Source organism: Streptomyces sp. NPDC020780 (genome assembly GCF_044334475.1).
Classification (GTDB): Bacteria; Actinomycetota; Actinomycetes; order Streptomycetales; family Streptomycetaceae; genus Streptomyces.
Map to the genome: position 1 here is coordinate 108,063 of NZ_JBIRTB010000005.1, position 26,470 is coordinate 134,532.

1 protein-coding gene (running past one end of the window) is annotated in these 26,470 nt (G+C 74.1%); it reads right to left on the reverse strand.

Annotated elements, in window-relative coordinates; translation table 11 throughout:
* Positions 1 to 26,470, reverse strand: the 5' portion of a protein-coding gene (locus ACH4VO_RS11355) for a lonely Cys domain-containing protein (RefSeq protein WP_360991640.1). Its footprint begins 15,536 nt before the window's first position; 26,470 of the gene's 42,006 nt are visible here — the first part of the coding sequence; it begins with the start codon at positions 26,468 to 26,470; the stop codon falls past the left edge of the window.

Here is a 26,470-nt window from a genome sequence, read left to right on the forward strand (position 1 = left end):
GCGTCATGAACTGGCCCGTGTAGCCGAAGTGCCGCAGCTCCATGAGGGCCAGCGGGATCTCCAGCCGGCCGTCGTCGGTGTCCAGGGTGGGGTACTGATCGTCGTCCATTCCGACGGCGTAGCGCTGGCTGACGGGGAGGCCCTCGGACGTACGGCCGGTGAGGACGGCCGTCCAGTGCTCGCGGGGCGTCGGCACGTCCGCGCCGGGGGCGTCGAAGAACCCGGCCTCGGCGGGCCGGTCCGGCGTCCACAGCTGCCGGTGGAGCTCCAGCAGCTTGCCCATCTGCTCGACGACGTCCTGGGTGAGCTGATCGTGGCGGTCGTCGAGGAAGGTCCGGGTGCGCGGCCGCAGCGCCCGCCGGATGCGGTCCAGGGCATGCCGCGAGGCCGCGGGCAGGAGGTTCTTGATGAGGGTCGGATCGGCCCCCGCGGGCCGGCCGTTGTCCAGGACGTCGGCGACCGGCGAGGCCGCGACGTTCTGGAAGCCCAGCCATCCGTACCCCCACACCTCGTCGACGTCCGGGACGGCCGCGAGGAACGGCACGACGTGGAGCTCCACGGCGGCACGGCCGAGGACGTCGTTGGCGAACATCATGGCGGCCGTCTGGCCGAAGCTACGGCCCCCGGCCATCAGGTACATGAACCTCGACAGGCCCAACCGCTCGAAGGTGAAGTCCTGGAGTTCCCGGAGGCCGGCGACGGGGTACCCGACGGTGAGCTGGCCGTAGGCGGACCAGTCGAAGTCCACCGGCGCGGGGTTGACCTTCGTCGCCTCGCCCACCTCGGTGAACGTCCAGCCGCCGAGCGGGCCCAGCACCTCGGTGAGCGGGACGGCGGCCTGCCGTTCGTCGGCGATCCTCGCGGCGGCCCGCGCCTGCTGCAGCCGGGTCATGGCCTCTTCCGGGGACTGCCTCCGCTCCCCCGGGAGCACCGCCATCGGATCGACGACGAACTCACCGATGGTGAGCTTCATCCTGACGGGCTCCGGCGTCCCCGGCTCCTCCTGCGGCTTGTTCATGTGCAGACGGCCGTCGGCCGTCTCCCAGAAGGTCCGGCCGTCCGTGACGAGCGTGATCCCGGGGCCGTGGGCCAGTACCAGCGTCCCGGTGACACCACCCGGCAGGTTGATGAAGAGGTCCCGGCGCTCCTCGACCTCCAGGCCGAGCGCTCCGTACTCACGCCCGGTCGCCGCGTCGAGCCCCGCGTGCACCACGGAAGACGACTGCGCGAACTCCGGCAGCGCACGCTCCAGCACCTGACCGGACGCATCGACGACCACCGCCCGCGCGTCCGACGCCGCGACCGCGGGCGGCAGCGCGGACACCTGACGGCCCGCACCCGCCGACATGTCCACCCACACCACACCGTCGGCACCACCCAGGTGGTACGCCGCCCACGCGTGCCCCAGCGCCTCACCCTGACGCCGCGCCAGGACGAGAGCCACCGCACCCGGCCCCTGGGCCGCGACCGCACCCGCCACCGACTCCCAGGACCGCACTCCGCGCCACCCGGGACCCACCACCAGCGACGGTGCCGCCGACAGGTCGCCGACCACCGAATCGTCCACCGTGCCCGCCGGACGCACACCCCGCCGGAACAACGCGCCGCGCAACGCCCCCAGCAGCACCAGACACCGCTCGACCGACATGTCCCGCATCGGCACGCTGCCCGCCACCCGGCGTACGACCGCCGTCAGCTCCGCGCGGCCGAGCGGCGGCGGCACGGTGACCTCGGCACCCGTCAGGCTCCGCGGCACGGCCGACGGCGGGGGCGAGGAGAACACTGCGTCCCCGCGCGGCACCCCGGACGCGTTCGTCATCAAGGTCCCCGGCGACAGCAGGGAGCCGGCAGGGGGCTCCTCCCCCTCCCCCAGGCGCAGGGACGCGATGTCCGGTGTCTGTGCCGGGGCCGCCGGGTCCTCCGGGCTGAAGACGAACGGGGCGCCCTGGGCGGTGGTGGTTCCCGGGGCGGTGGCCTGCCGGGTGGCGGTGGTCCAGTGGCCCGGGGCCGTGCCGGCCGGGGCCGGCAGGGTGAGGATGCTGAGCGGGCCGGAGGGGTCGGCGGCGCGTGCGAGCATCATCGGCGCGCTGTAGCCGAAGGCCGGACGTCCCGTGCTCTGGGAGAACCTCTCTACCAGCTGCGGGCTGAGTGCCCCCGCACCGGTGGTCAGGAACAGCACCGGAGTACCCAGGGGGAGGGTACGCAGCGCCGGGTCGAGGCCCAGCAGCGCCAGGTACTCGCTCTCCGGGACCGTGACGGGAGCACGGCCGGGCAGGTGGACGACGACGGCGCCGGCCTGGTCGACCTCGACCACGTGCAGCGTGGGCATGGGCTTGTTCGGGCCGGTCCAGTCCGGCTGGACCGGGTGCGTGGTGATCCCGTTCGGTCCGGACCCCACGCGGAACACAGCGCCCCAGTTGATGCCGCCGGGCGCGGGGGTGCCGGACCAGTTGACGCCCTGGACGTGGGGGCCCTGCCGCAGGAGAGCCGCCGGGCCGAAGGCACCGGCTTCCTTCAGGTGATAGGCGGCCAGCAGGTCGTGGTCGGAGACGTCCACGCCTTCCGCGATCGCCTTCGACAGCAGCGCCCACAGGGCCTCGTGCTGCGATCGTTCCCACACGGCGGACGCGTCCAGATGGAGGACCTTGCGGCCCATCGCCTCCCGGTCCGCGCGTGTCATCAGGGCGAAGACCTGGGCGCCACGGGCCGTGGCCCACAGGGTGGACGCCACGTGCCGGGGGGTGAACGCCGCCGAGGCGGACAGCGACTGGACGTGACGGGTCACCAGCTCGCCCTTGTCCGCCAGCTGCCGGAGGGTGGCCATCAGCGCCGGGGACGGCACCGCGTCGCTCAGCCGGGCGTCGGCGTCGGCCGCCACGCGGGCCGCGGCGAAGTCGAACAGGGCGAGGTATCCGGCCGGGTCCGGGGCGCGGTCGGTGTGCTCCAGGACGTAGTAGTTCAGCATGTCCATGCGGACGGGGGTGAACTGGCTGAGCGCCGGGTCGTTGGCCCGCATCCGTTCCAGTGCGCCGATGCCCGTCAGGACCCGCTCGTAGCGGCCGCCCGGCACCCCGCGGTCGTCCTCGATCTCGTTGCCGAACACCGTCCGCAGCGCCCGCACCAGCCGCAGGGTGGCCTCCCGCGTCTCCGCCGGCACCGCACCCGGGCCCGGGTGCAGCCCCGCCTCACGGGCCAGCTGGTCCAGCTCGTGGTCGAGCGGCTCGGGGCGGCGCAGGACCCGGCGGCCCCGCTCACCGTTCGCCGCGTCCACCGTCGAGCGCCGGGCGTTGTCCAGGCCGGTCTGCCGGGTGGCTCCGTCCGTCTCCCGGCGGGTCAGGTTCGCCACGTGCTGGACGAGCGGGACCTCGCCGAGCGGATCGTCCACATGGGGTGCCGGAGCGTACGGGGCCTGCGGCTGCTGCGGGTCACCGTCCGACTCGCTCCAGCAGACCTCCAGGTGTATCCGGTGGCCGGGCGGCAGTTCCTGAACCTCGCGCAGGCCGGCGATGTAGGCGGCCGCGTCCCGCTTGCCCAGCCGCACCGTCCGGCCGTCACGCAGCGGAAGCACCAGCCGCCCGGGATTCCCGTGGCCGGCGTACACGTACACCGCCGCGTCCATGGAGACCGGCTCGGAGCCGCCGTCCAGGTACGAGGCGCCGGCGGGCGTCAAGTGCGCCAGTCGGCGCATCCGGCGGAAGTCGCGGAAACGACGCTCCAGCCGTTGCAGGGGGTCCTGCCGCGGCATGGCCATCCGGCCGAACCGCTCCTGGGCCCCGTCGACCAGCGGCAGGGTGTCCACGTCGCTGTCGTGGAACGTCGTCCCGTCCAGCGCCGTCCACCGGCGGTCCGGGGACGGGCCGGTCGCGGCCGAGGGAGAGGCGGCCACCCAGGAGCCGATCGGCGCGCCCGGGTCGCGGTCGACCAGGGTCAGGACATGTGCGCCGCCGGAGCCGTCGGGGACCAGACGGCCGTCGCCGCTGGGTCCCCGCACCACGCGGCCCAGCCGGTCGGCCACCAGCTGCAGGGTCTCCTGGTACTGCTGTCCCGCGAACGGGACGGCCAGGACGACGGGGACGTCCTTCGGCAGCTGGGCCAGCTCGGGGTCGTCGGCCAGCACGGCGGCGAGGCCCTCGCCGTCCAGGAGCCGGCCGTCCGGCAGCCGTACGCGTCCGTCCTCACCCGCCGCCGCCACCACGTAGGCCGACTCGGGCCACGCAGCGGCCTCGCTGGACACGATCTTCGGCACGACGCCGGGCCGGGTCTCGATGACGCGCACCGTCCGCGGCAGGACCCGGCTGACCGGCTTGCCCGTCCAGTTGCGGCCCTGCGCCCGCCCCGACGGCCCGGTGATCACCGTGTCCGCCGACAGCAGGGAGTCGTTCGGTCCGGTGACCGTGCCCGGACCCGGAACCGCCGGGGGTACGGGCACGCTCTGCGCGGGGGTTGAGGCGGACGGCAGCGCGGAGGGCTCCGGCGACGGCGCGAAGAGAGACATCTCCTCGTCCCCGTCGGTCTCGCCGCCGACCGCCTCGGCCCCCTCCCAGGCCCGCAGGCTGACATGCTGCGGAACGATCGAGAACCTGGACAGTTCCAGGTCGACACCCGTCGAGCCCGCGGCCGAGAGCAGCAGGAACTGCAGGGCCACCGGGAGCGGGGGCTCGGCCTGCCCGTTGGCCGCGAAGTAGGAGCTGATGGCGGACCGCAGGTCACCCCATGTCAGTGCGGACGGGAAGCCCTGGGCCACGCGGGTCTGTTGCAACGCCCGGAAACCCTGGAGGAGCGCTTCGAACGCGGCGGTGTCGTTCTCCAGCAGGGGGCCGTAGACCAGCCGGATCGCCCGTACCCATCGCAGTACGTCCGCGGCCCGCCCGCGGTCTTCGGTGAACTGCTCTGCCAGCCGGCCCAGTTCGGCGGTCGAGGGCTCGGGGCGGAATCCGGCCCACCAGTCGCCCTCCACCATCTGCCACCGCGGCCCCGCCGCCCCGTCCGCCGGGGCCAGTACGGGTTCGATGCCGCTGCCGGTGCCCCAGACCCACCGGTCCAGGCCGTTGGCCAGGACCTGCCCGGCCAACGGCACCTCCAGCGGATCGCCCATCGGCGGGCCGGCCAGATCGGCCCCGGCCACCAGCACCGGGCTCTCCGGCGGCAACGCCGTCAGATGCCCGTCCACCGCGAACAGGAAGTCCACGACCCGCGCGTAGTCGACGACGGCGTCGGTGCCGTCCGACAGCGCCAGCACCGCCGCCCCGGGACCACCGCGCAGCCCGACCAGGTGCGCCGTGCCGAACGGCAGTGTCTGCACGGGGCTCTCCAACGGCACCGGCCCCTGCCGCACCAGAGTGAACCCGACCACCTCCGGCAGCAGGCCGTACGTCTGCCGCCTCGCGTCCTGCCAGTCCTCCGCGGGACGCGAGGACACCCCCAGAGGCCTGCCCTCCGCGTCCCGGTGACCGGTCACCAGCATCCGGTCCAGGGGGACCCGTGTCCCGTCCACCGCGACGATTTCCGAAGCCCACACCATCACCGGCGGCGTCCGCTCGGGATCAGCCAGGATCTCCAGGGCACCCCGCGCCATGTCGACCAGTGCCCGGAGTTTGCCCTGGTGCTGCGGGGGAAGCGTGTCGAGGGCATCGGACGCCTCGCCCACGGCCTTACGCAGCGCCTGGTGCACGGGGTGGGCGGGGGGCAGCGGGGTTCCCAGGGCGTACTCACCCAGCGCCCGGGAGATCTTCTGGCTCTCCCCCACCGACACCAGTCGCCGGGCACTGCCGCCCGGCTGCGGCAGACCCGCCATCAGCACCATCTGCACGAAGTGGGCGAGGCCCCGGACGGCCGGATTGTCCAGGACGCGGTTGACGGACTCGCGGAGGACGTCCTCGGGCAGCGGAGCCCGGTGGGTGAGCGCCCGCCGGTAGGCCTCGCGGCTGAGCTTCGACAACTCGGCCACGGACCGACGGATGTCCTCGGGCGTCATCAACTGCGCACCGCCGTAGGCGAAGTGCCGCAGCTCCGCGGGGACCAGCGGAATCTCCAGCCGGCCGTCGTCGGTGTCCAGGGTCGGGAACCGGTCGTCGTCCATGTCGACCGTCTGCTTCTGGGTGACGGCCCCGCCCCGGGAGGTGCGCCCCGTCAGCGCTGCGGTGGTGTGCTCACGGGGCGACGGCACGTCGCCGATGGTGGCGTCGAAATAGCCCGGGAAGAACGGCTTGTCCGGCGTGAGGGACTTCCGGTAGAGCTCCAGCAGTCTCCCGAGCGTGACGTCGAGGCTCGCGCTGATGCCGTCGTGGTGCTGGTTGAGGAACTCCCGGGTTCGAGGCCGCAGAGCCCGCAGGACGCGGTCCAGGGCAGGGCGCGACGCCACCGCCAGGCCGTTCTTGATCAGGAACGGGTTCGGGCCCTGGTTGAGGATGACGCCGGTCGGCCTGGCGACGGCGTGGGCATAGGCGAACCGCAGGTAGCCCCACAGGTCGTCGATGTCCGGAATCGACGCGAGGAAGGGGACGACCACGTCGGGCACATCGGTCCGGCCGGCGAAGACGCGCACGAAGTGTGCGGTGGCCTTCATCCCGAATTCCCTGCCCGACGCCTCCACGGCCCCCACGGCGCCCTTCGGCAGCCGGTCCACCGCCAGGTCCTGGAGCTCGCTCAGACCGAGGACGGGGAGACCCGGGGTCGGCTGCACATAGGCGAGGTTCGACCGGACCGGGGTCTGGCCGACCAGGGCCTTGTCACCCAGCTCGGTGGTCTCCCAGCCGTCCTGGGCGGGGAGAAGAGCGGAGAGGCTGATGTAGGGGGCGGAGCCCGGCTCGTCCCTGGCGTCCAGGGCCCGCTCCACCCGATCCAGCCGGGCCAGCGTCTCCTCCTGGGACTGTCGCTGCTCGCCGGGGAGTACCGTCATCGGCTCGAGGACGATCTCGCCGATGAGGTAACTGGTCCGCTGGGGCTTCGGCTCGCCGGGCGCCAGGTCGGGGTAGGTGAGGTGCAGGCGGCCGTCGGCGGTCCGCATGACGCTGGCGTGATCGGTGACGATCTTGAAGCCGGGCGCGTGGGCCAGTACCACCTTGGCCGGCAGGTCGCCGAGGCCGCTGATCACGAACACCTGACGCTTCTCGACCTCCAGGCCGAGTGCGCCGTACCCACGCCCCGTCGCCTCGTCCAGCACCGCGTGCGCCGTGGACGACGACTGCGCGAACTCCGGCAGCGCACGCTCCACGGCCTGCCCGGCGGGGTCGACGACGAGAGCCTGGGCGTCGGACGCCGCGACCGCGGGCGGCAGCGCCGACACCTGACGGCCCGCACCCGCCGACACGTCCACCCACACCACACCGTCGGCACCACCCAGGTGGTACGCCGCCCACGCGTGTCCCAGCACGTCCCCCTGACGACGCGCCAGCACGAACGCCACCGCACCCGGCCCCTGCGCCGCGACCGCATCCGCCACCGACCCCCAGGAGCTCACCCGCCTCCACCCGGGACCCACAGCCAGGGACGACGCCGCCGACGGGCCGCCCACCACGGAATCGTCCACCGTGACCGCCGGGCGCACACCCAGCGGGTACAACGCGTCGCGCAGGGCCCCCAGCAGCACCAGACACCGCTCGACCGGCATGTCCCGCACCGGCTCGCTGCCCGCCACCCGGCGTGCCACCGATGCGAGTTCCGCGCGACCGAGCACCGGACGAGACTCGGGTGCCGGTGCCGGTGCCGGTGCCGGTGCCGGGGCGTGGGGCTGCGGCCGGTACGCGTTCTCCGTCTCGTCCCACATCGCGCGGAAGGCGGCCCAGACGTCCTCCTCCGCCCGGGGGTTGGACTGCCAGGGGTGGGTGCTCCGCGGGTCGGAGCCGTACAGCTCCCGCAGCAGCGGCAGCAGCGCCGGCTCGTGGCGCCGGACCCACGCGGCCCCGTTGTTGCGCGGCAGGCCGGTGTACGGGTCGGTCCCGGTGTTCGTGCCCAGATAGGCGTTGGTGAGCTGGGCGAAGAACTCGTACTCGTTCCGCGCGGAGTAGTTCCGGTGCGTGCCGGAGGCGTCGTGGAGCGGCCCGTCGGGCCACACCGCGACATCGCCCGCAAGCACCTTGTCGTGGAACACCTCCGTGACGAGCCGCCGCTGGTCGTCGGTCAGCCCGTGGCGGTGGACGGCGTGCGCGAAGTCGTGCGTCGCGGCGGAGTAGCCGTCGGCGTACAGCCCCGCACCCGGCACGCTCGTGGTGCCCCCCAGCAGGTTCTCCTCGCCGACCGCGACCCGCCCGTCGGCCTGGAGACCGCGCACGGTGGCGAGGGGACGCGCGTCCTGTGCCGATTCCCCCTCCAGGAAGCGGAAACCGTCCAGCGACGTCACGGCGGCGTCCTTCGGGACCACGACCATCCGCGCGCCCTCGTTCAGCATCCGCTCCGCCACGGCGGGGGAACCCAGCATGCGGGCCACCTGCGCCCGCGCCTCGATGCCGGCCGAGACGGGCAGGTCCACACCGGCCGGGACGTCCACCATCAGCAGCGCGGCGGTGCGCGCGAACTCCCCGGCAGGCAGCGCCTGTCGCAGCGCCGCCACCAGCGTCCGGTCGGAGGCCAGGGCCTCACGGTCCTGCGATGCCAGGGGCAGCAGCCGGGAGGTCCGCTCCTCCTCCGTCATCGCGGGCAGCCGGAGGGCCAGGTCCGCCCGTACGTCCGGCGGCAGCACGGGCCGCGGTGGCGCCGGGGACGGCGCCGGCCCGTCCGCGGCGGGGGCCTCGGCCGGCGCCTGTTCCCCGGGCGGCGGCGCGGGCAGCGGCTGCCCGCCGAACCTGCCGGACCGGGTCGCACGGGCGGGCGCGGAGGACACGGAGCCGCGCAGGGAGGGGCCCCCGCCGACGCTCTCCGCACGGCGGGCGGTCTCCAGGGCGCTCGTGCGGCCCGGCAGCCCTTCCCACGCCTGACTGTGGCGGCGTGCCTGCTCGTCCAGTTCCCGCCGGACCGTGGCGAGGTCTCCCTCGATCTCCTGGACCTGGGCCCGGATCGCATCACGGGCCACGGTCCTGCGCCTCAGTTCGGCATCCGCCTGCCGCACCGTACGCTCCGCGCCGGACACGGTCTCCTCGGCGCGTGCGAGGTCCCCGGCCAGGACAGACTCGCGCGCGACGTCCTCGTCCAGAACGGTCCGGAGCTCGTCGGCCGCCCCGCGAGCCGTGGTCATCTCCTCGAGGTCCAGCTGACGCTGCCGGGCCGCGGCCGGAGCCCGCTCCCCGAGGTCCTCGGCGTGCTCCTCGGCCGCGGCAAGGGCGCTGACCGACGCGGCGGCGGCCGGGTCGGTCTCCGCGGTGGCGGCGACGAGCCGCCCGAGGCGGTCCACCTCGGCCCGCGCCTGCTGCCACTGCTCCCGCAGCCGGCGCTCCTCGTCCGCGGCCTCCTCGTAGCGGGTCTGCGCGTCACGCGCGGTCGCGTCCAGCCGCGCGATCTCCTCCCGCGCCGCACCGATCCGGTCACGGACCGCGGTGAGCTCCGACCGTACGGTCCCGGCGGCCCGCACGGCGCCCGTGTGGGCCAGGTCGGCCGCCCGGTGCGCGGTGGTGGCCGTGTCCACCGCGCGGCCGGCGTCCTCCAGCGCCCGCAGCGCACCGGGCCGGCGCCGTGCCAGCCCCTCCTCCCGGTGACGTGCCACCGCCTCGGCCCCCACCGCCCGGAGGTAGGTGCCGACGGCGGCGCGTACGGCCTCCCAGGAGTCGCGGGTGTCCTCGGTCGTGTCCGCGAGGGAGCCGTCGGCGTCGAACGGCCAGGAGCGCAGCCCCTCGTCGGTGCGCACCACGAGTTCGACCGGCTTCCCGGCCAGCTGGGCCGTACGGGAGCCGACGAACAGGGCGCGGGCCAGGCGGGTGCCGTCCGGGTCGGGACCGAGCGCGAGCCACATCTCCGCCGAGGGGTCGTCCTCGTCGATGCCGTCCGCCAGCACTCCCGGCAGGTCGGTCACCGGGTGGCGCGCCCAGTCCCGCAGATCGTCCGCGTCCAGGTCGGCGAGCATCGCGGGCAGGTCGTAGATCCGGGGGCCGGGCCGCGCCGGGGTGACACCGAAGCCGAGCACGTCGCGTTCCCACAGCCGCACGGTGGAACTGCCGGTGACGTACCGGACGCCCTTGGAGCCCTCCACCGTGATGACCGTGTCGACCAGGGTCTCGTAACTGCGTGTGCCGCGCCGGTCCGTGGGCTCGCTGGTGGTGCCGATCCGCAGGCGGGTGAACACGGCGGCGGACGTGTTGCCGCCCGTGGAGGCGGCGTGCGGCTGCTGCGCGGCCAGGGGGAACGTCAGGCCCAGCATCTGGACGTTGCCGTCCGCGAGGCTGTAGGTGCCCTGCTGGTTCAGGACGAAGGAACTCGCCGCCGAGGACGCCGTCGCGGAGGTGCGGACCTGCCGGCGGACCCGGTCCACGGCGACGTCACCCGCCTCCGTCACCGGGCGGGGACGGTGCAGGGAGATCTGCAGGGTCGGCGCGGAATCGGGCCTCTCCACCGGCCAGCTTCCGGGCATCCTCGTGGTCAGGCCCGCCGCCGTACCGCTCGGGTCGAGGCTGATCTCGCCGGCCTGGACCATCTCGCCCAGACGGACGGCCACGGCCTCCGCCGAGGCGTTCGCGGGCAGTCCCCAGGACACGGCCGTACGCGGATCGACCTCGAGCAGCGCCTGCACCAGCTGCGGGGCGACGTTGGAGTCGTACACGGGCGTCGGGCCGGTCGGCTCCAGCCGGGCGCCGCCCGGGAAGGGCAGGGTGCCCTGGGCCGCGGCGTCGCGCGGTGTCAGCAGCAACGGGTCGCTCCTGAGCATCGCGGGGGGCCGCGGCCCGGCGTGCCGCCGCGGCTCGACGGCCTCGGAGCCGGTGAACCGCAGGGCCGCGGCGGCGGGTACGGAGGCCTGGCTGACCGGCCGGCCCCGCAGCACACGCCTGATCCAGGTGCGCACCCGCTGCGCCGCGTCCCCTTCGAGGCCGGACAGGTTCAGCAGCCCGTCCTGGAAGACCGCGCCGGGTACGTTGGGCGGCCACTGCCACACCATCTCCGAGCGGACCGACGCGGTGTAGCGGTAGTCGACGTCGAAGTCGGCGGCGCTTCCCGTACGGGTCCAGAAGCGGTCCTCCGTCGACACGTCGGACCGCGCGGTACGGGTCCGGGTACTGGCCAGCGCGACGGACGGGCCCTCGCGGTCGGTGGGCCCGGTGCCACCGCTCGTGCGCGGGTAGCGGGAGACGAGACTGGCCGTTCCCTGGCGCGTCGTGGTCACGCCGGAGGACGTCACCCTCCCCTGCGGGATGTGCGTGTCGACGTGCTCCATGCCGGTTCCCGCATCGGCGGGACGGCCGCGTACCCCGCGCAGGGCGGGCGTCTGCAGCACCGGTTCGGCGCGCAGGGTCACCTCGACGAGACGGGCCCCGCCGTACGCCACGTGGACGAAGTGGAAGCGCACATGGCCGCCGGGGCCCCGCCGTGGCAGGCCGCGCAGCGCGGCGGGCTCGGTGACCCGGGCGATCTCGGTGGCCACACCGGACAGGTACGAGGCGTGGCCGGGCCGGGTGATGCCCGGCGCCTCGTTCTCCACGAGGGTGACGAGCTCCTGGCGGATCCGGTCCCGGTGTTCCCTGCGGTCCGTGCTGCCGTCGAGCTGGGTGACGGTCAGGACGGTCGCCTTGCCGAGTTCCCGCGTCCGAACGAACCGGCCGGGCAGCGGAACGCCGAGCGGGGGCTGCGAGAGGGTGGGCAGTCCGGGCATCCCGCGGAACCAGGCCGCCAGGCGGGCCAGGGACTGCACGGGAGCCAGGTACGTCACGGCGCGGGGCAGGTCGACGGCGACCGTGACCGGGGCGTAGGGGCCCAGGCCGACCGCGTTCCCGGCGATGTTGCGTACCCCCCACCGGACGGTCAGCAGCAGCGTCACGTCGCTGCCGATCCACAGCTTGTCGCCCGAGTGCTCCGTGGCGTGCGTGCCCTTCGTCACGGAGTTGACCGTGCTGAGGTCGTCGGTGCGGCGGGACTGGGAGTACCGGCCGCCCGGGTTGGCCTGGTGGACCAGGAGCTCGGGCGGGGTGGGCGCCGCCTGCAACGCCGTGAGCTGGAGGTTCCCCTGGTGGGTGACACCGACGCCGCGCTGCCGGCCGGCGGAGTCGGAGGCCAGGACGTCCTGCTCCGTGTAGAGCGACTCGGTCCCCAGGATGCGGGGGCTGGTCAGGTAGCCGGTGACCTCCAGCATCATGACCTGGTCCGCCGCCATGCCCGGGAGCGTCAGCCCCTCGACCACGTACACCCCGCCCAGGATCTGCGCGGCCCGGGACATGAGCTGGGCCGGGCGGATCGCGTCGTGCCGGGCCTCGGTGGCGAGGGTGCCCTGGTCGTTCAGCGACGCGCCCGCCACGGCGACGGACGTCCACTTGTAGGTCGCCGCCACGCCGTCCGCGGACGTCCTGGCCGCCCAGGTCACCGGTGTGGCGGCCCAGTTGACGGCCGAGCCGACCCGGTTGACCGCACCGGTCAGGCTCTCGGGCAGTGACTCCTTCACCGCGGATCCCCGCCTGGCGGTCTCCGTGGCCAGTCCGCTCAACTGCACGGAGGCACGCCGCACCGCCCGGCCCACCGGACCCTGCTCCGGGTGGCCCGGATAGGTCCCCGCGACGATCTGCCCGAGTGCCTCCAGCAGCGCGGCCGTGCCGCGGAAGGTGTCGACGAGCGCGCCTTCCGGCAGCCGGGTCAGGCCGGGCAGCGGGTGGCCCTGGGCGTCGACCAGGTTCAGGCGCCGCTGGTCGTCCGCCGGCCCGCCGTCGGTGACGGGTTCCCGGATCACGTGACCCGGCCGGGGGGCGGCGGGCACGAGGGTCGTGGCGGGCGCGTGGGTGCGGTAGTGCGGCACCAGCAGCGTGACGTCGCCGGGCACGGTGTGCGGTGTGGCGCCCGGAGCCCGGAGCACCGTGCCGTCCGCAGCGCCGTCGTCGTCGTCCGTCCCGACGTCGGCGAAGTGGATGCGCGGGTCGTCACCGAGGCCCTCGTACAGGTCCAGGCCGAGCCTGGCGGGCACCTCGAAGAGCTCGCTGCCGCTCTGGGTGGTCATGGTGAACTGGTCGAAGCCGACCGAGTCGCCGGTGTTCCCGGCGTCCACGAGCTGCCTGGTGCCCAGGTAGTCCGGAGCCGCGTTCAGTCCCCAGCCGCCGTCGGCGAGAGGGGCGTTGAAGCCGCCGCCGCCTCCCGCGGAACCGCTCAGCGCGGTGCCCAGCCGCCGCCCGCCAGTGGCCTCGTACGAACTGAAGCCGACCTGGAGGACGTCGGGCAGCCTGCGCGTGTGGACCGAAGGCCGCGCGGTGTCCCGCGCGACGGAGAACCGCAGCTGCACCCGGCGCGTGCCCGAGACGGCGTTCGGCCGGTCGAACCAGACCGGCTCCCCGCCGTCCACGGCGTCCGACGCGGAGGTGGAGAGGCCGAACCTCGACCGCATCTGCCGCAGCCGCCGCAGGTTCTCCAGCTGGGCCACGACCAGCGGCTCGTCCAGCCGGAACGGCAGCGACCGCCGCCGGGGGACCACCGGCGGCAGGAACCCCTCCCGCCGCAGCCACGCCTCCGCCCTGGTGAACAGGGGGTCCGCCCCGTCGATCCTGAGGGGCGTCTCGGTGTACCCGATGCTCTCCAGGTTCTCCAGGTGCTCGGGAAGCTCCCGTACCTCCTCCGGGGCCGGCCGGTGTCCCGTCGTCGTGGTCCGCGGGGCGATGCGCAGCCGCAGACCGTCCTCCCACGGCCCGAACGTGCCGCTGTCCCGACCGCCGCCGGCCCGGTGCAGCGTCACGGTGTAGGTGACCCGGGCGGGGGTGAGCAGATGACCGGTCTTGGTGCGGATGCCGTACATCAGCGTCGCGCTGCTGACGCTGTTCAGCTGGTCGTTCACCTGCCAGTTGACGCCGGCCTTGCCCATGAGGTTGCCGCCGAACGACGCCGCGGCGCGCGGGTGTCCCGCGGCGTGGTCGGTGGTGAACGACGCACCGCCCGCCGCCTCGACCCCCAGGCCGCTGGTCAGTTTCGCCGACCGGTCCACGCTGGACGAGTGCGAGAACCAGGTCTCCAGGGTGGACTTGCCCTCGGCGCTCCTGCGCATCGGGCGCCCCGGTTCGATCACCGCGGTGAGTTCGAGCATGCCGACGGCGTTGCCGTCCTCGTCCAGCAGCGTCGGCGAGAAGACACCGCCCGCGTGCTGGAGATGCGGAGTGCCCTGCAGCATCCGCTGGGACAGGAAGTTCTCCAGTGCCGTCGCGGAGTCCCCGTCGAGGCTCTGCAGAGAGCTGAAGTTGTCGTCCTGGAGGAGCTCGGTCAGCAGCCGGCGCGGCTCGGCGACGCTGTCACCGCCCCACAGCGGAAGGTCGTCGACGTCCCCGGGCTCCGGCAGGTCGGTGGAGTCGTCACCGTCGAACGCGAGGTGCTCGTGGAACCAGAACGTGAGGGTGCCGTGCGACTGCTCGGGCTGCCAGGCGCCGACCGCGTCCTCGCGGGGGGTGTCGATCTGTACCTGCCACCGCCCGTCGACGTCCACCGGATGCGCGGGTTCCTCGGCCTGCTGCTTGCTCGTGACCTGGAACGTCTCGCCGACGGTGACGGACTGGGCGAGCTGGTTGTGCGTGGCGGACAGGCTGACCGAGGCGTCCCACCAGCGCAGTGCCCCGGCGGCGTCCTCCGGGAAGATCCCGCTCCACGGCACCGAACCGGTACGGACGGTGCCCGAGCTCTCCACGTGCGAGGACGACTGCGCGCCCATGGCCCGGAGTTCCACCTGCATGTCCGGCAGTGTCGGCGGGCGCTGCCCGGTGTTCCGGCCGTACTTCGCGGACTTCGCGGTACCGGCGTAGGCGAGCCGTACGTCCACCGACCGCTCACGGCCACCCTGGCGGACGGTGATCCGGTGCCCCTGCCGGCTGCGCAGGTACGGCCGGTTCAGCTCGATCTCCGCCGCGCTCAGCACGTCGCGGAGCTGAGCCCGCAGCTCCCGGCCCTCCGTGCCGGCCGGGTCGGCCCCGAGAGCACGGATGATCTGCCCGTACAGGCCCTCCAGGACGGGGTCCGGGGTCGGCTCGTGGATGACGAGCCCGACGTGCCCGTCATGCGCGGTGCCGTGGGTGCGCGCGTACTCCGACAGCTCGCCGGGCACGGCCGGCGGGGCGGCGGGCGGGGCAGCCGGAGCGGCGGGTGCGGCGACGACCACGGACTGCGCGGCCAGGCCGCCCACCTGCGCCTGGTACAGCACGTGCTCCAGCGCGCTCGCGGTCAGCGAGCGGTCCCAGCCCTGGGTCTGGGCGTAGGTGCCGACGATCTGCTCCAGCGACCTCCAGGTCAGCGGCCCGGTGTCCGGGTTCTGCGGGGTGGCCGTCCGCAGCCGCTCCAGCGCGCCGAAGCCGCGGATCAGGTTGTGGAACTCCGCGACCCGGCCGGGGGCGGTGTCGATGTCCACCCCGTGGGTCTCGCGCAGCGCCCGCACCCACCGCAGCGCCCTGGTGGTCCTGCGCTCCGCGTGCGCGGGCAGTCCCGCCAGGTCGGCGAGGGAGGTGAGGGTGGCGGCACGGGGCTCCGGGCGGAATTCCCGGTACCGGAACGCCGGCCGGTCCGGATCGTCGAACTTGATGAGGCGGGGCGGCCAGTTGCCCTCCGCCGCGCTGCTCCCCTGGGACGCCTCCGCGGTGAACACCGTACGGACGGACATGTTCGAGGCCCACTGGGCCGGCGGCGGGGACTCCAGCCGGTCCTTACCCCTGCGCACCTGACCGAGCTCACACCACAGCGCCCAGACCGGCCTGTCCGGCCGCATCCGCTGCAGGCTCTTGCGCCGGGCGAGAAGCCTGCCGAACTCCTTGTCGCCCAGCATGTGACCGCGGCCCGTGCTGCGGACCGGAACGGTCTTCATCCCCGTGCGCCCGTGCCCCACGAAGATGTAGGCGTCCGCCATGGGCCTGGGCAGCGGCCGCAGCCCGCTCTCCCGGTCCGCGTCGACGCCGGGCAGCCCCTCGTACACGTCGGTGTAGTACTGCACCGCGGACAGGGGGCGCAGATCCTGCTCCCGCATCGCCATGTCCTGCGGGTCCAGGAAGGCCCGCCCGGTCAGCTCGCGCCCGTCGGCCGTCGTGAGGGCGTACGACTCCACGTCGTCGTCGGCGATCCGCGTCCCGTCCTGCAGGGTCACGAAGGGGTCGGGGTCGTCCGACACCAGTCCGGGGTCGGCGGGAAGCCACGTCCCCACGGGAACCTTCCCCGGATCGGGGTTCTCCAGCGCGGGGTACCGCCAGGGGTTGTCGGGGGCCGCCGGCTGCAGGCGGAAGCTGCCGTCGGTGTACCACACCCGCCCGCCGGCGCGGTCGGCGAGCCGCCGTGCCAGCGACTCGCCGGCGTCCTCGACCAGCAGCACCACGGGGAGACCCGCGGGCCGGTTCGGGTCGTGCGCGACCAGCTCGGCGAACTCCTGCTCGTCCACCTCCACCGGGGTTCCGCGGCCGTCGTCCACGAGGATCCGGCCCGAGGCTGCGCGCTCCGCCACCACCGCGTGGGCCCGGTCCCCCCACGGCAGCGGGCCGGGCCTGATCACGCCCGTCCCGTCCTGGACGCCCGTCCGGTCCAGCAGCAGCTTCAGCCCCCGGCGCCCTGTCAGGTTGCGTCCTTGGGCGTATCCGTCGGGGCCGGTCAGTGCCGTGGACGCCGCCAGTGCTCCCGACCGCTCCAGTTGGTACGCCGCCACTGCCGCCAGGGTCCTGGCCCGGTGACGGCGCGCTGCGCTGCCCGCGACCGACAGAACCTGATAGACGAGGTCCGGGGTCACCGGAGCCGAGGACGGCAGGTGGAGTACGCGCCGCGTGATGCCCCAGGGATCTATCGGTCCCGCGCCGAAGTAACGGTCCCCCCGGCGTGCCGCGTCCAGCACCGCGAGCGAGTTCACCGTCTGGGAGAACGCGGGGTTGGCCGGGGCGTCCGGGCCGAACACGTGGGTGAGTACGGCCGACAGCTCGTACCACTTCGCGGGCGTCATCCCGCCCGTGTCCGGCGGCGGCGCGGGTGCGTCCGTGCTCCCGTCGGCCGGACGGGCCGCGTCGGCCGCACGGGCCGGGGGCGGGGGCGTGGGTGCCGGGGCGTGGGGCTGCGGCACGTGGACGCCCTCCGCCTGGTCCCACAGCGCCCGGAAGCCCTCGTAGATCTCGTTCTGCTCCTGTACGGCCGCGACCGGGTTGACCGGCACCGGCTCGGCACCGTCCGGGATCTCGCCGTACAGCTGCCGCATCAGCGGGAACAGCGCCGGGAAGTGCCTGCGGACCCAGTCGGGGCCGCCGTTGTGGCGCCTCAGCCCGGTGTACGCGTCCGTTCCCCGGTTCGCCCGGAAGTAGACGTTGGTGAGCTGGGCGAAGAACTCCAGCTCGTCCCGGCTCGAGTAGTTGGCCCCCGTACGGCGCCCCTCGCCGTCCGTGCCGTGCAGCCATCCGTCGGGCCACAGCGCCCCGTCCTCGCCCTTGGTCTCCTGGAACACGTCCTGGACGAGTTGCTGCTGCTCCTCACTCAGCCCGTACAGGTGGAGGGTGTGGGCGAACTCGTGGAGGGTCGTGGAGTAGCCGTCCGCGTACGAAGGATCGGCGCCCGGCACGGAGGTGGACTCGCCGAGGAGGTTCTCCTCCGTCACCCCCGCGGTACGCAGGCCGACGCCGCGCACCTCGTCCCACGTCCGGCCGTCCTGGGTGGTACGCCCCGCCAGGTCCCGGAACGGGTCCAGAGAGGTCATCGCCTCGCTGCGGGGCACCACCATCACGCGCGCGCCGTCCCGGAGCAGCTTCGCCGTGACGTCCGGATCGCGCAGCATCCGCGCGATCTGCCGGCGCACCTCCTGGCGTGCCGAGACGGGCTGGTCCACGCCGGGCGGCACCTGCACCATCAGCTGCGCCGCCGTCTCCGCGAAGTCCGGGGCGGACAGGGTGGTGCGCAACGCGTCCACCAGGACCGGGTCGGAGGCCAGGCGCTCGCGTTCACCGGGCGACAGGGCGGCCAGCTCCTGCTCCCGGACGTCCTTCGCCATGTCAGCCACTTGCGACGCCAGCCGCCGGACCGGGTCCGAGGCCACCGCGTCGGTGGCACGCAACGCGTCGCTGAGCGTGGTGAGTTCGTCGTTCAGCCACCTCAGGTCGGCCGGTACCGCGCCGAGCGACAGCCAGGTGCGCCCGACCGCCGAGAGCGCCTCGGGATTCCGGGCCACCCCGTCCAGGAGTTCGCTGAGCCGGACGGTCAGGCCGGGTGCGGCGCCGGACGGGCGCGCCGCACGGTAGGCGTCGCCCCGCAGTACTTCGGGCCGGTCGGCCGGGAGCGCGTCGTCGTCCGGAGCGTAGGTCAGGGCCCACAGCAGGTCGAAGAGGTCCCGGTCGCGCCGCTGGTCGTCGGTGGCCAGGGCCAGCGCGTACGCGGTGTCCGCCAGCGCCTCGGTGACGTCGGGGACCAGGAAACCGTCGGTCTCGGTGGGACGGGCGCTACCGGTGGGGGCCTGCGGGGCGGGGCCGACGACGATCTCCGCGCCGTGCACCACACCGGAGAGCGTGCGCCCGTCCTCGCTCAGGCGCAGAGCCTGCTGGTGCACTCCGGGGAACTGCCGGGCGACGGCCTCGTTGACGGCCTCGGCGTACCGGGCGACGTCGGCGGGGAGCTCGAACTCCAGGCGGCCGAGGGGGCGCGGGTTGTCGAACAGCACCCTGCCCCGGGCCGCTCCGGCCAGGACGACGGGGTGGCCCAGGTCCCGCATGAGGGCGCTGAACCGGCGGCCGACGTCCAGCTTCGCGTCGTCGGAGAGCGGGGCGACGGGCGCGGGGGCGGGGGTTTCACCGGGTTCGGCGGTCGCGTCGGTACCGGTGCTCGTGCCCTCACCGACGTCGCCCGGCATGTCACCGCGGGCGGCTCGGGCGCCCGTCCGGCCGTCGCTTCCGGTATCGCCCTCCGCCGGAGGGGCGGCGGGCGGCGCGGCGGCCGCCGGGCCGGAGAAGGTGTGGAGGGTGCCCTGCTCGGCGGAGGTGCCGGGCAGGACGGCCGGCCGCCGGGTCTGCCAGTGCGCCGCCTCCTGTGCCGGATCCCCGGCCAGCACGATCACGCTCCCGCCGCTCGACGGGTCGTGGACCGGAGCACTCGGCAGCTCCGACAGGACCGTCGTCCGCGCCGTCCCCGAGCGGCCCGCGACATGCTGCGCGAGACCGGCGGGGTTGACGTGGGTGCCGATCATGAGGAGCGGGGCGCCGAGGGCGATCTGCTGGTGGACCCGGTCGTGGCGCAGCAGCGCGGCGATCTCGCTCCCCGGTATCCACCTGCTGGAACCGTCGGGCCACGGCATCGACACATGGCCGTTCGTACTGTCCGCGTGGACCACGTAGGCGCGCGCCACCGATCCCGACGGAGCGCTCGGCCACCCCGCGTCGTACCGCGTGCCGTTGCCCACCGAGCCGTCCGGCGAGACGACGTACCCCTGGGTCGCGATGTCCCCGGTGACCTGCCGGCCGGTCCAGTTGCGGCCCGTCGCCACGCCACCGGTCATCAGACGGGTGCCGTCGTCGAGAGCGCCGTGACGGACGAGGTCCCACGCCGCGAGATCCGAGGGATCGGAGGGGTCGAACCCGGAGACCGCCGCGCCCGCCATCAGCCACAGCAGCCGGTCGCCGGCCTGGTCGGCGGTCAGGTCGGTCCCGGCGGGCAGGTGCAGGACCTTCTTCGCCAGGGCCGTCGGGTCGGCGACGGCCCGCAGGGCCTCGGCGCCCTTGACCGTGCCCCATACCAGCCGGCTCACGTCCGCCTGCGTCACCGGCCGGGCGGACGGAAGCCGCAGCACATCCGTGGCGAAAGCGCCCAGGTCCCGTCCGGCCAGCCGCTTCAGCGACCAGTCCAGCGACGGCATCGGCGTGTAGCCGTGCAGCGTCAGCTGTCCGGCGGCGGCCTCGTCCGCCTTCAGGGCCGCGTCGGACAGCACCCGGCGGATCTCGTCCGGGGTCGGGGCGTCGTTGCCGGTGCGCTGATGACGCGCGTGCACGACCAGGTGCAGGTGGTGCAGGGTGAACGGCCCCGTCACGCGCATGTGGCGGTCCGCCCGGCGCATGTTCTCCAGCGCGCCGATCCCCTGCAGCAGCGTCCGGAACTCCGGGTCCGACCGGACGTCGGCGCCGAACGACCTGCGCAGGGCCCGCACCAGCCGCATCGTCGTGTCCAGCACGTCCGAGGAGGCCGGGCCCGTGCCGGGGTGCAGCCCGGCCCACCGCGCCATGCGGGTCAGCTCGGCCGTGTCCGGTTCGGGAAGCAGCAGGCGGCGCTCGCCCGGCTCGCCCGAGGGTCCCGCGAGCACGCCCGACGCCGGAGTCGCCCCCCGCTTCGTCACATGGACACGGTCCACCGCCAGCACACCGGCCCCGCTGCCGTTCGCCACACCCTGCGCGTAGGACGTCACGCCCAGGACGTCGAACACGTACGGAGGCGTCCCCGCGTCCGTCACGTACGCCAGGTCCTCCGCGACGGCGTCGGCCCAGCACGCCCCCAGATCGATCACGGCCTGAGGGCCTAGCTTCCTCATACTGGGCCGACGGCTGATGAACCGGCCCGTCTCCGCCCCGTCCACCTCGACCGGCCGACGGCCGTCGGCCACCTCCACCACGCCCCGCAGCGGCATTCCGTGCTGGGAGAAGTGGTAGACCGGCCGCCCCGCCTCGAGGAGCGGAACCGGGTCACCGAGCGCCCGCTCCGTCACCGGATCGAACTGGGAGAACTCGGAGATCTCTCCCAGCACCTCCAGCACGGGCTCGTTCAGCACGAGGTCGGCGTCCGACATGGTGACCCGCCCGAACGACCGGCCCTCCTCGGCGATCGTCCGCGTCTTGATCTCACGGTCCGGGATCACCGTCCCGTCCAGAGCGGTCACGAAGCCCTCGTCCGGCACCCCGGCGGGGCCGAGGTCGTCCGCGTCGCTGCCGAACCAGCCGCCCAGGGGCACCCCTTGGGACCGCTGGTTCTCGACCACGATCCGGTGCCGGCCGGTGTCGGGGTCGGGGACCAGGCCCACCTGGCCGCTGTGCGCCCAGACGCCGTCCCGGCCTGCCCGGAACGCCAGCGTCCGGGGCATGGCCAGGCCCTGGTCACCGCCGTGGTTGAGCACCAGCACGACGGGCACACCCGCCGGGAGCCCCGTCACCCCGGGGTCGCGGGCCACCAGCTCCACGAACTCCTGCCACGGGACCCGCAACTCGCCCTGGCCACGCGGGAGCAGGACGTGGTCGTGGCCGCCCTCGGCCACCACCACGTACGCGCCCTGGTCCGCGTCCCACATCGGGTCCAGCGGCCCCTGGAACTGGCCGGCGCGCCGCTGCCACACCTGCGACGTGTCCACCGCGCCCACCGGCTGCCCGGTGAGGTTCAGGCCCTGGTACGCACCGTCCGCCGACACGATGTGGCGCTCAGGAGCCAACGCCCCCTGGGCCGCCAGGTGGTAGGCACCGAGCGACGCGACACCCGACGACCAGCCGGCCGCCATCGCGTTCTCCACCAGGGCGAACACCTCGGTCCGGTGATCCGCGGACACCTCCACGTCCGCGGGCACATGCAGGATCCGCCGGGTCAGGGCGTCCACGTCGAAGGCACCGCCGGGGTCGTCCAGGAGCCGCAACCGGTTCAGCTCGGCGACGGCATCCGAGTACCGCGGCGCAACGACCTCGGCCGTCACCCTGCCCGAACCCCCGGTTCCCGTCCGCGCGACGATCTCGAAGGATTCCGCCAGGTGACCCGCGCCCAGATCCTCCAGCGCCTGTGCCAGGTAGTCCTGGAACAGCTCGGAGGCCGCGAGCACACGGTCCCGCGCCGAACCGCTGCTCCGGCCGAACCCCGTCAGCACCACCTCGGGTGCTGACGAGCCCGCCTGCAGCTGCAGCACACCGGCGGCCGCCACCCGGCCCGCCAGCGCCTGTAGCTCACGGCGCTCGTCCCCGCCCACCGAGGACGACCCCGGGCCGAACTCCACGACCACCGGCGACACCCCGGGCGCCCCACCCGGCAGACGCGGGGGCAGACCCAGCTCACGCCGTACCCGGCTCGCCAGTTCCCTACCCGGGACGGCGTCCGCCCCGTGCACGGCGAGGTGCTCGGCCACCTGGCGCACGGCCTCGCGGAAGTCGCCACGCGCGTGACGTGAGTCGGCGAGCACGGGGTGCAGTTCCAGCGGCAGCACCAGCGAGACCGCTCGCCGCCACGCTTCGGCGGGATCCGTGCCGGACGGGACTCCGGACGCCCGGTCCGTGGCGAGCGCGAAGTCCTGGTAGGCGGCGCTCCAGGTCCGGCGGGCGGCGCGTGCCGCGATGGCGTCGAGCGCGTCGCTCCAGGGGCCGGGCCGGGTCATCAGCAGCCGGACGTGGTCGAGGGGGTCGAGCCCGCTGTCACCGACCCGCACGGAGCCGTTGAGGGCGGCCTGAAGTGCGGGGCCCTCGCCCAGCGTGATGCCGGCGGCCGTCAGAGCGGCCGAGGTGACGGTGTCGTCAGGAGCCAGCAGCGGCGGGTCTGCGGGCAGGTCGTCGGCGGTGACCAGGGCGGCGGTGCGCCGCCGTTCGTCGTCCGTGCGGCGGACCCGCGGGACGATCGCGGCCGCGGCGGCCGCGTCGGCGGCGTCCGCACCGAGCTCGCGCAGGCGGTCCCCGGCTTCGTCGAGCCGCCGCTGCGCCCTTTCCACGTCCTGCCAGGCGTCATGGAGCCTGGCGGCGTCGCCGGTGCCTCCCCGGCCGCTCTCCACCCTCTCGGAGAGCGTGCTCGCGGTCCGTACGGCCCGGTCGAAGGCGCTGAGGGCGTCGGCGTGCTCCCGGCGTGCCACCGCGAGGGCGAGTTCGTCGGCGATGGTGTCGTCGACGGGGGCGTCGTCGGTCAGGAATCCCTCGGTCAGGGTGTGGTCGAAGCCACCGTCGGGGAAAGTGGCGGTGCCGTCGACCGGGACCGACCCGCCGAGGGGGCCCGTGCCGGGGTCGGTGCTCCTGCCCTTGCCCTTGCCGGAGGCGGCCAGGGGTGCCTCGGGAGCCGGCGGTTCGGCCGCCGCATGGACGGCCGGGAGCGGGGCGGTGTCCGGCTGCCCCTCGGCCGTATCCGCCGTACCCGCCGTATCCGCCGTGGCCGAGGCGGTACGGACGGGGGTGGCCGGCGCGATCGGTGCGTCACGGTCCGTCCGGTCGGGTGCCAGCATCTGCGGCGCGCGGGCCGGGTCGTCGAGACCGCTCGGGGGCCGGGTGCCCCGCGCGGCGAGCGGGTGGTCGAGGACGGAGCCACCGGCACCGACGGCGTTCTCGATGGTCTCCAGATAGCGCAGCGGCACGGCGGGTGCCGGATCGGGCAGCGGGCCGGGGCCGGCCGTGCCGTCGTCGCCCGGCCGCACCAGCCGGCGCAGCAGCGCTTCGGCCGCCCGGCCCCGGTCCGGTACGCCCGCGTAGTTCAGGAGCTTGTGGAGCACCGCGGCGTCGTCCTGCGCCTGCCACGCCGCCGTCTCCTCCGGTGAGGCGGCGGGGTCCACGGTGTGGAGCCGCCAGTGCACCTGGTCGGTGTCGTCCGGCTGAGGGCTCCGGCTCAGTTCGACGGCTTCGGAGTGACCGGGCGCCGGGGTGAGCGTGAGGTCGATGTGAAGCTGGTCGCCGGATCGCGGCAGCAGCAGACCGTTGTTCAGGCGGATGTCGAGGAGCGTTTGCATCCGCTTCTGGAACGCGGCGAGTTCGTCCGGGGCGAAGCCCTCCCCTGTCCGGACCGGCAGGTGGAGCGAGACGTTGCTCATCCATCGGCCGTCGTCCGCCTGGATCCGCTGGACCCACGCGCGTACGAGGGTTTCCCGGCCACCGTCGGGCGTTCCTGGGTCCGTTGCCGGGTCGAGCTGTTCGGTGCGCACGGGCACCGCAGGCGCGTCGTGCCGCCCGGCCCGCCACTGCTCGGGGCGCACCGGATCGGCGACGGGGACGGCGAGCTCCGGCATCGGCCCGGTGAACGGGTCGGCGCCGGTAGCGGTGTCCGCCTCGGTGGAGGTGTCCGCGTCGGTGGCGCTGTCCGCGTCGGTGGCGCTGCCCGTGAGGTCGGCGGGGGTGCCGTCGGCAGGGGCCTGTCCCCCGGTCAGGTCCGCGCGGGACGGCTGACCGGGTGCGGACGGTGCGTCCGGTTGCGGAGTGCCGGAGGACGTACGCAGCTCCGTCGGCGGCGTCGCCGGCGCCGGCGGGCCGGCGTGCGCGGTGGTGTCCGTGGACGCGCCGGGGGCCCCCACGCCCTCGTCCGTCGCGCCGTCACGCGACGACGGGGCGGGCGTCCGCTCCGTGCCGTCGGACGACTCCTCCTGGCCGTCCTGACCGTCCCGGCCGTTCTCCTCCGCCTCCTGGTTCGGCAGGTCGGTCGCGTCGTTCCGGTCGGCCGGGCCGGCCTGGGACGACTGCTGCGACTGGTTACCCGAGCCGGTGGCGCCCTGCGACGCGGCGGGCGGTGCCGACTGCCCCCCGGGCGCTGTGGTGGTCGGGCCGGCCGACGTACCCACGGGTGCCGGCGGCCCGACGGTGCCGGGTTCGGCGTCAACCACCGGCGGGGCGTCGCGGTGCGTACCGCCCTCCAGGTCCGGCTGCCCGCCGGTGGCCCGGCCCGCCGTCCCCCGTCCGGGCAGCTCCTGCCCGGTGGTGTCGTCCTGGACGTCCCGAGTCCCGTCCTGACCGCCCGGTACCTCCTCCGGATCGATCACCCCCACGTCCGTACCGTTCGAACCACCGGTGGTGCTCAGGTCGGGGGCGGTGGAGGAGCCCTTCGGCGCGGTGAGTCCCTGCGGGAGGTCACTCGCCGCCCCCGGCACGTTCGAAGAGGTACCGGGCACGGGGGCCGGCGCCGGATCGGGCGCGAGGTCCACTTCCAGGTCCGGCACCAGGTCCGGCGTCGTGAGATCGGCGTCCACCCCGGACGACGGCCCGGCGGTTCGCCCGGACGTAGCTCCGGACGTCAGCGGCGTGGTGTCCGGCTGGGAGGAGGACGGCAGCGTGGACGGCGAGACGCCCGGTGGGGAGGCCGGCGACGGTGTGGGCGGGGGCAGATACGGGACCTGCGACCCACTCGTGCTGTTGAAGCCGTTCGTGCCGTTGAAGGCGCCCGTGCCGTTGAAGTTGTCCGCGCTGTTGAAGTTGCCCGGGCCGTTGAAGTTGCCCGTTCCACCGGGAGTGCCCGGTGCCCGCGTGGTGAGGTCGAAGGGGCCGGACAGCGCCCCGGAACCGCCCGTGGGCAGGGTGTTCAGTACCGACGGAGGTGTGGACACGGGCGGAGGGGTGTATGGGGGCAGCGACGGGGCGTCGATACCGCTGCCCACGCCGTCCGGGAGATCGGCCGAGACGGTGTTCGGACGAGGGGTCGCCGGGCCGGGCGTGAACAGGTCGCTCTTCACCGTCGACGGGCCCTTGCCGTACGGACCGTCCGAAGGGCTCACGTCCGGCTTGCCGGAGCCGGAGGGTTCCGGATCGCCGCCCAGCGGGCTGCCGGGGCCGGGCAGGTCGTTGAGGTCCGTGAACCGGTTCTTGTCGAAGTAGGAGTTGTAGATCGAGAAGGCCCCGGCGCCGATGGCCAGCCCCGCACCCACGTCGAACAGGCTGCTGGTGCCGGACCCGACGAAGGTCTCCCACTTGAACTCCCACTTGTCGTAGAAGGCCCCGTTGATGATGACCTCGGCGGTGCTCTCGGCGGCACCCCCGACGACGAAGACGGTGACGACGGCCGGCGGGCCGTTCACCAGCCCCTTGAACAGCGGGCTGTTCGGGTCGAATTTGAACTTGCTGAAGACGTCCCCGAGGAGGTCCTTGAAGTAGTTCCGGATCGGTTTCAGGAACTTGTCGAAGATCTCCATGAAACCGGCGGTGAGCGCGCCGAACGCGGCGGCGACCCCGACGTCCTTCCAGTCGACGCCGCCGGGCTTGCGGCCACCGGTGTTCAGACCGATCTGCGCCAGCCGCACCGCCAGCGTCTGGATGGCCTCCTGGATCGCCTCCCCGAGGGTCGGCGCGATGTGCGACATCCGCAGCAGCCGGTCGATGATCATGAGGATCGCGAGCTTGCTCCGGGCTCGCGCCAGGAACATCTGCGAGACCGAAGCGCCGCCGGTGAACGCCATCAGTGCCGCCAGCAGCGCCAGTTCGGCGAGCAGCATGATGATCTCGGCGATGATCTCCCACTTGGATCCCTGGATCTTCTGGGAGTAGTCGACCTGGCCGTTGGCGAGCTCGTCCAGCTGGTACAGCAACTTCTGGATCGGGTCGGTGCCGCCGGGCATGTCGGTGAGCATCCGCACGCTGTCGATGTACGGCTGGGCCACCTCCGGCGGCAGCGCCTCCTCCACCATCTGGATCGTCTCCCGCGCGCCGGCGCGCAGGTCGATCAGGCCCTTCTGGAGTGCGAGGTAGAGCTGACGACTTTCCCACGCCAGATTCTCCCTGGCCTGCAGGGGCATTTCGCCCAGCAGGATCCAGAGCAT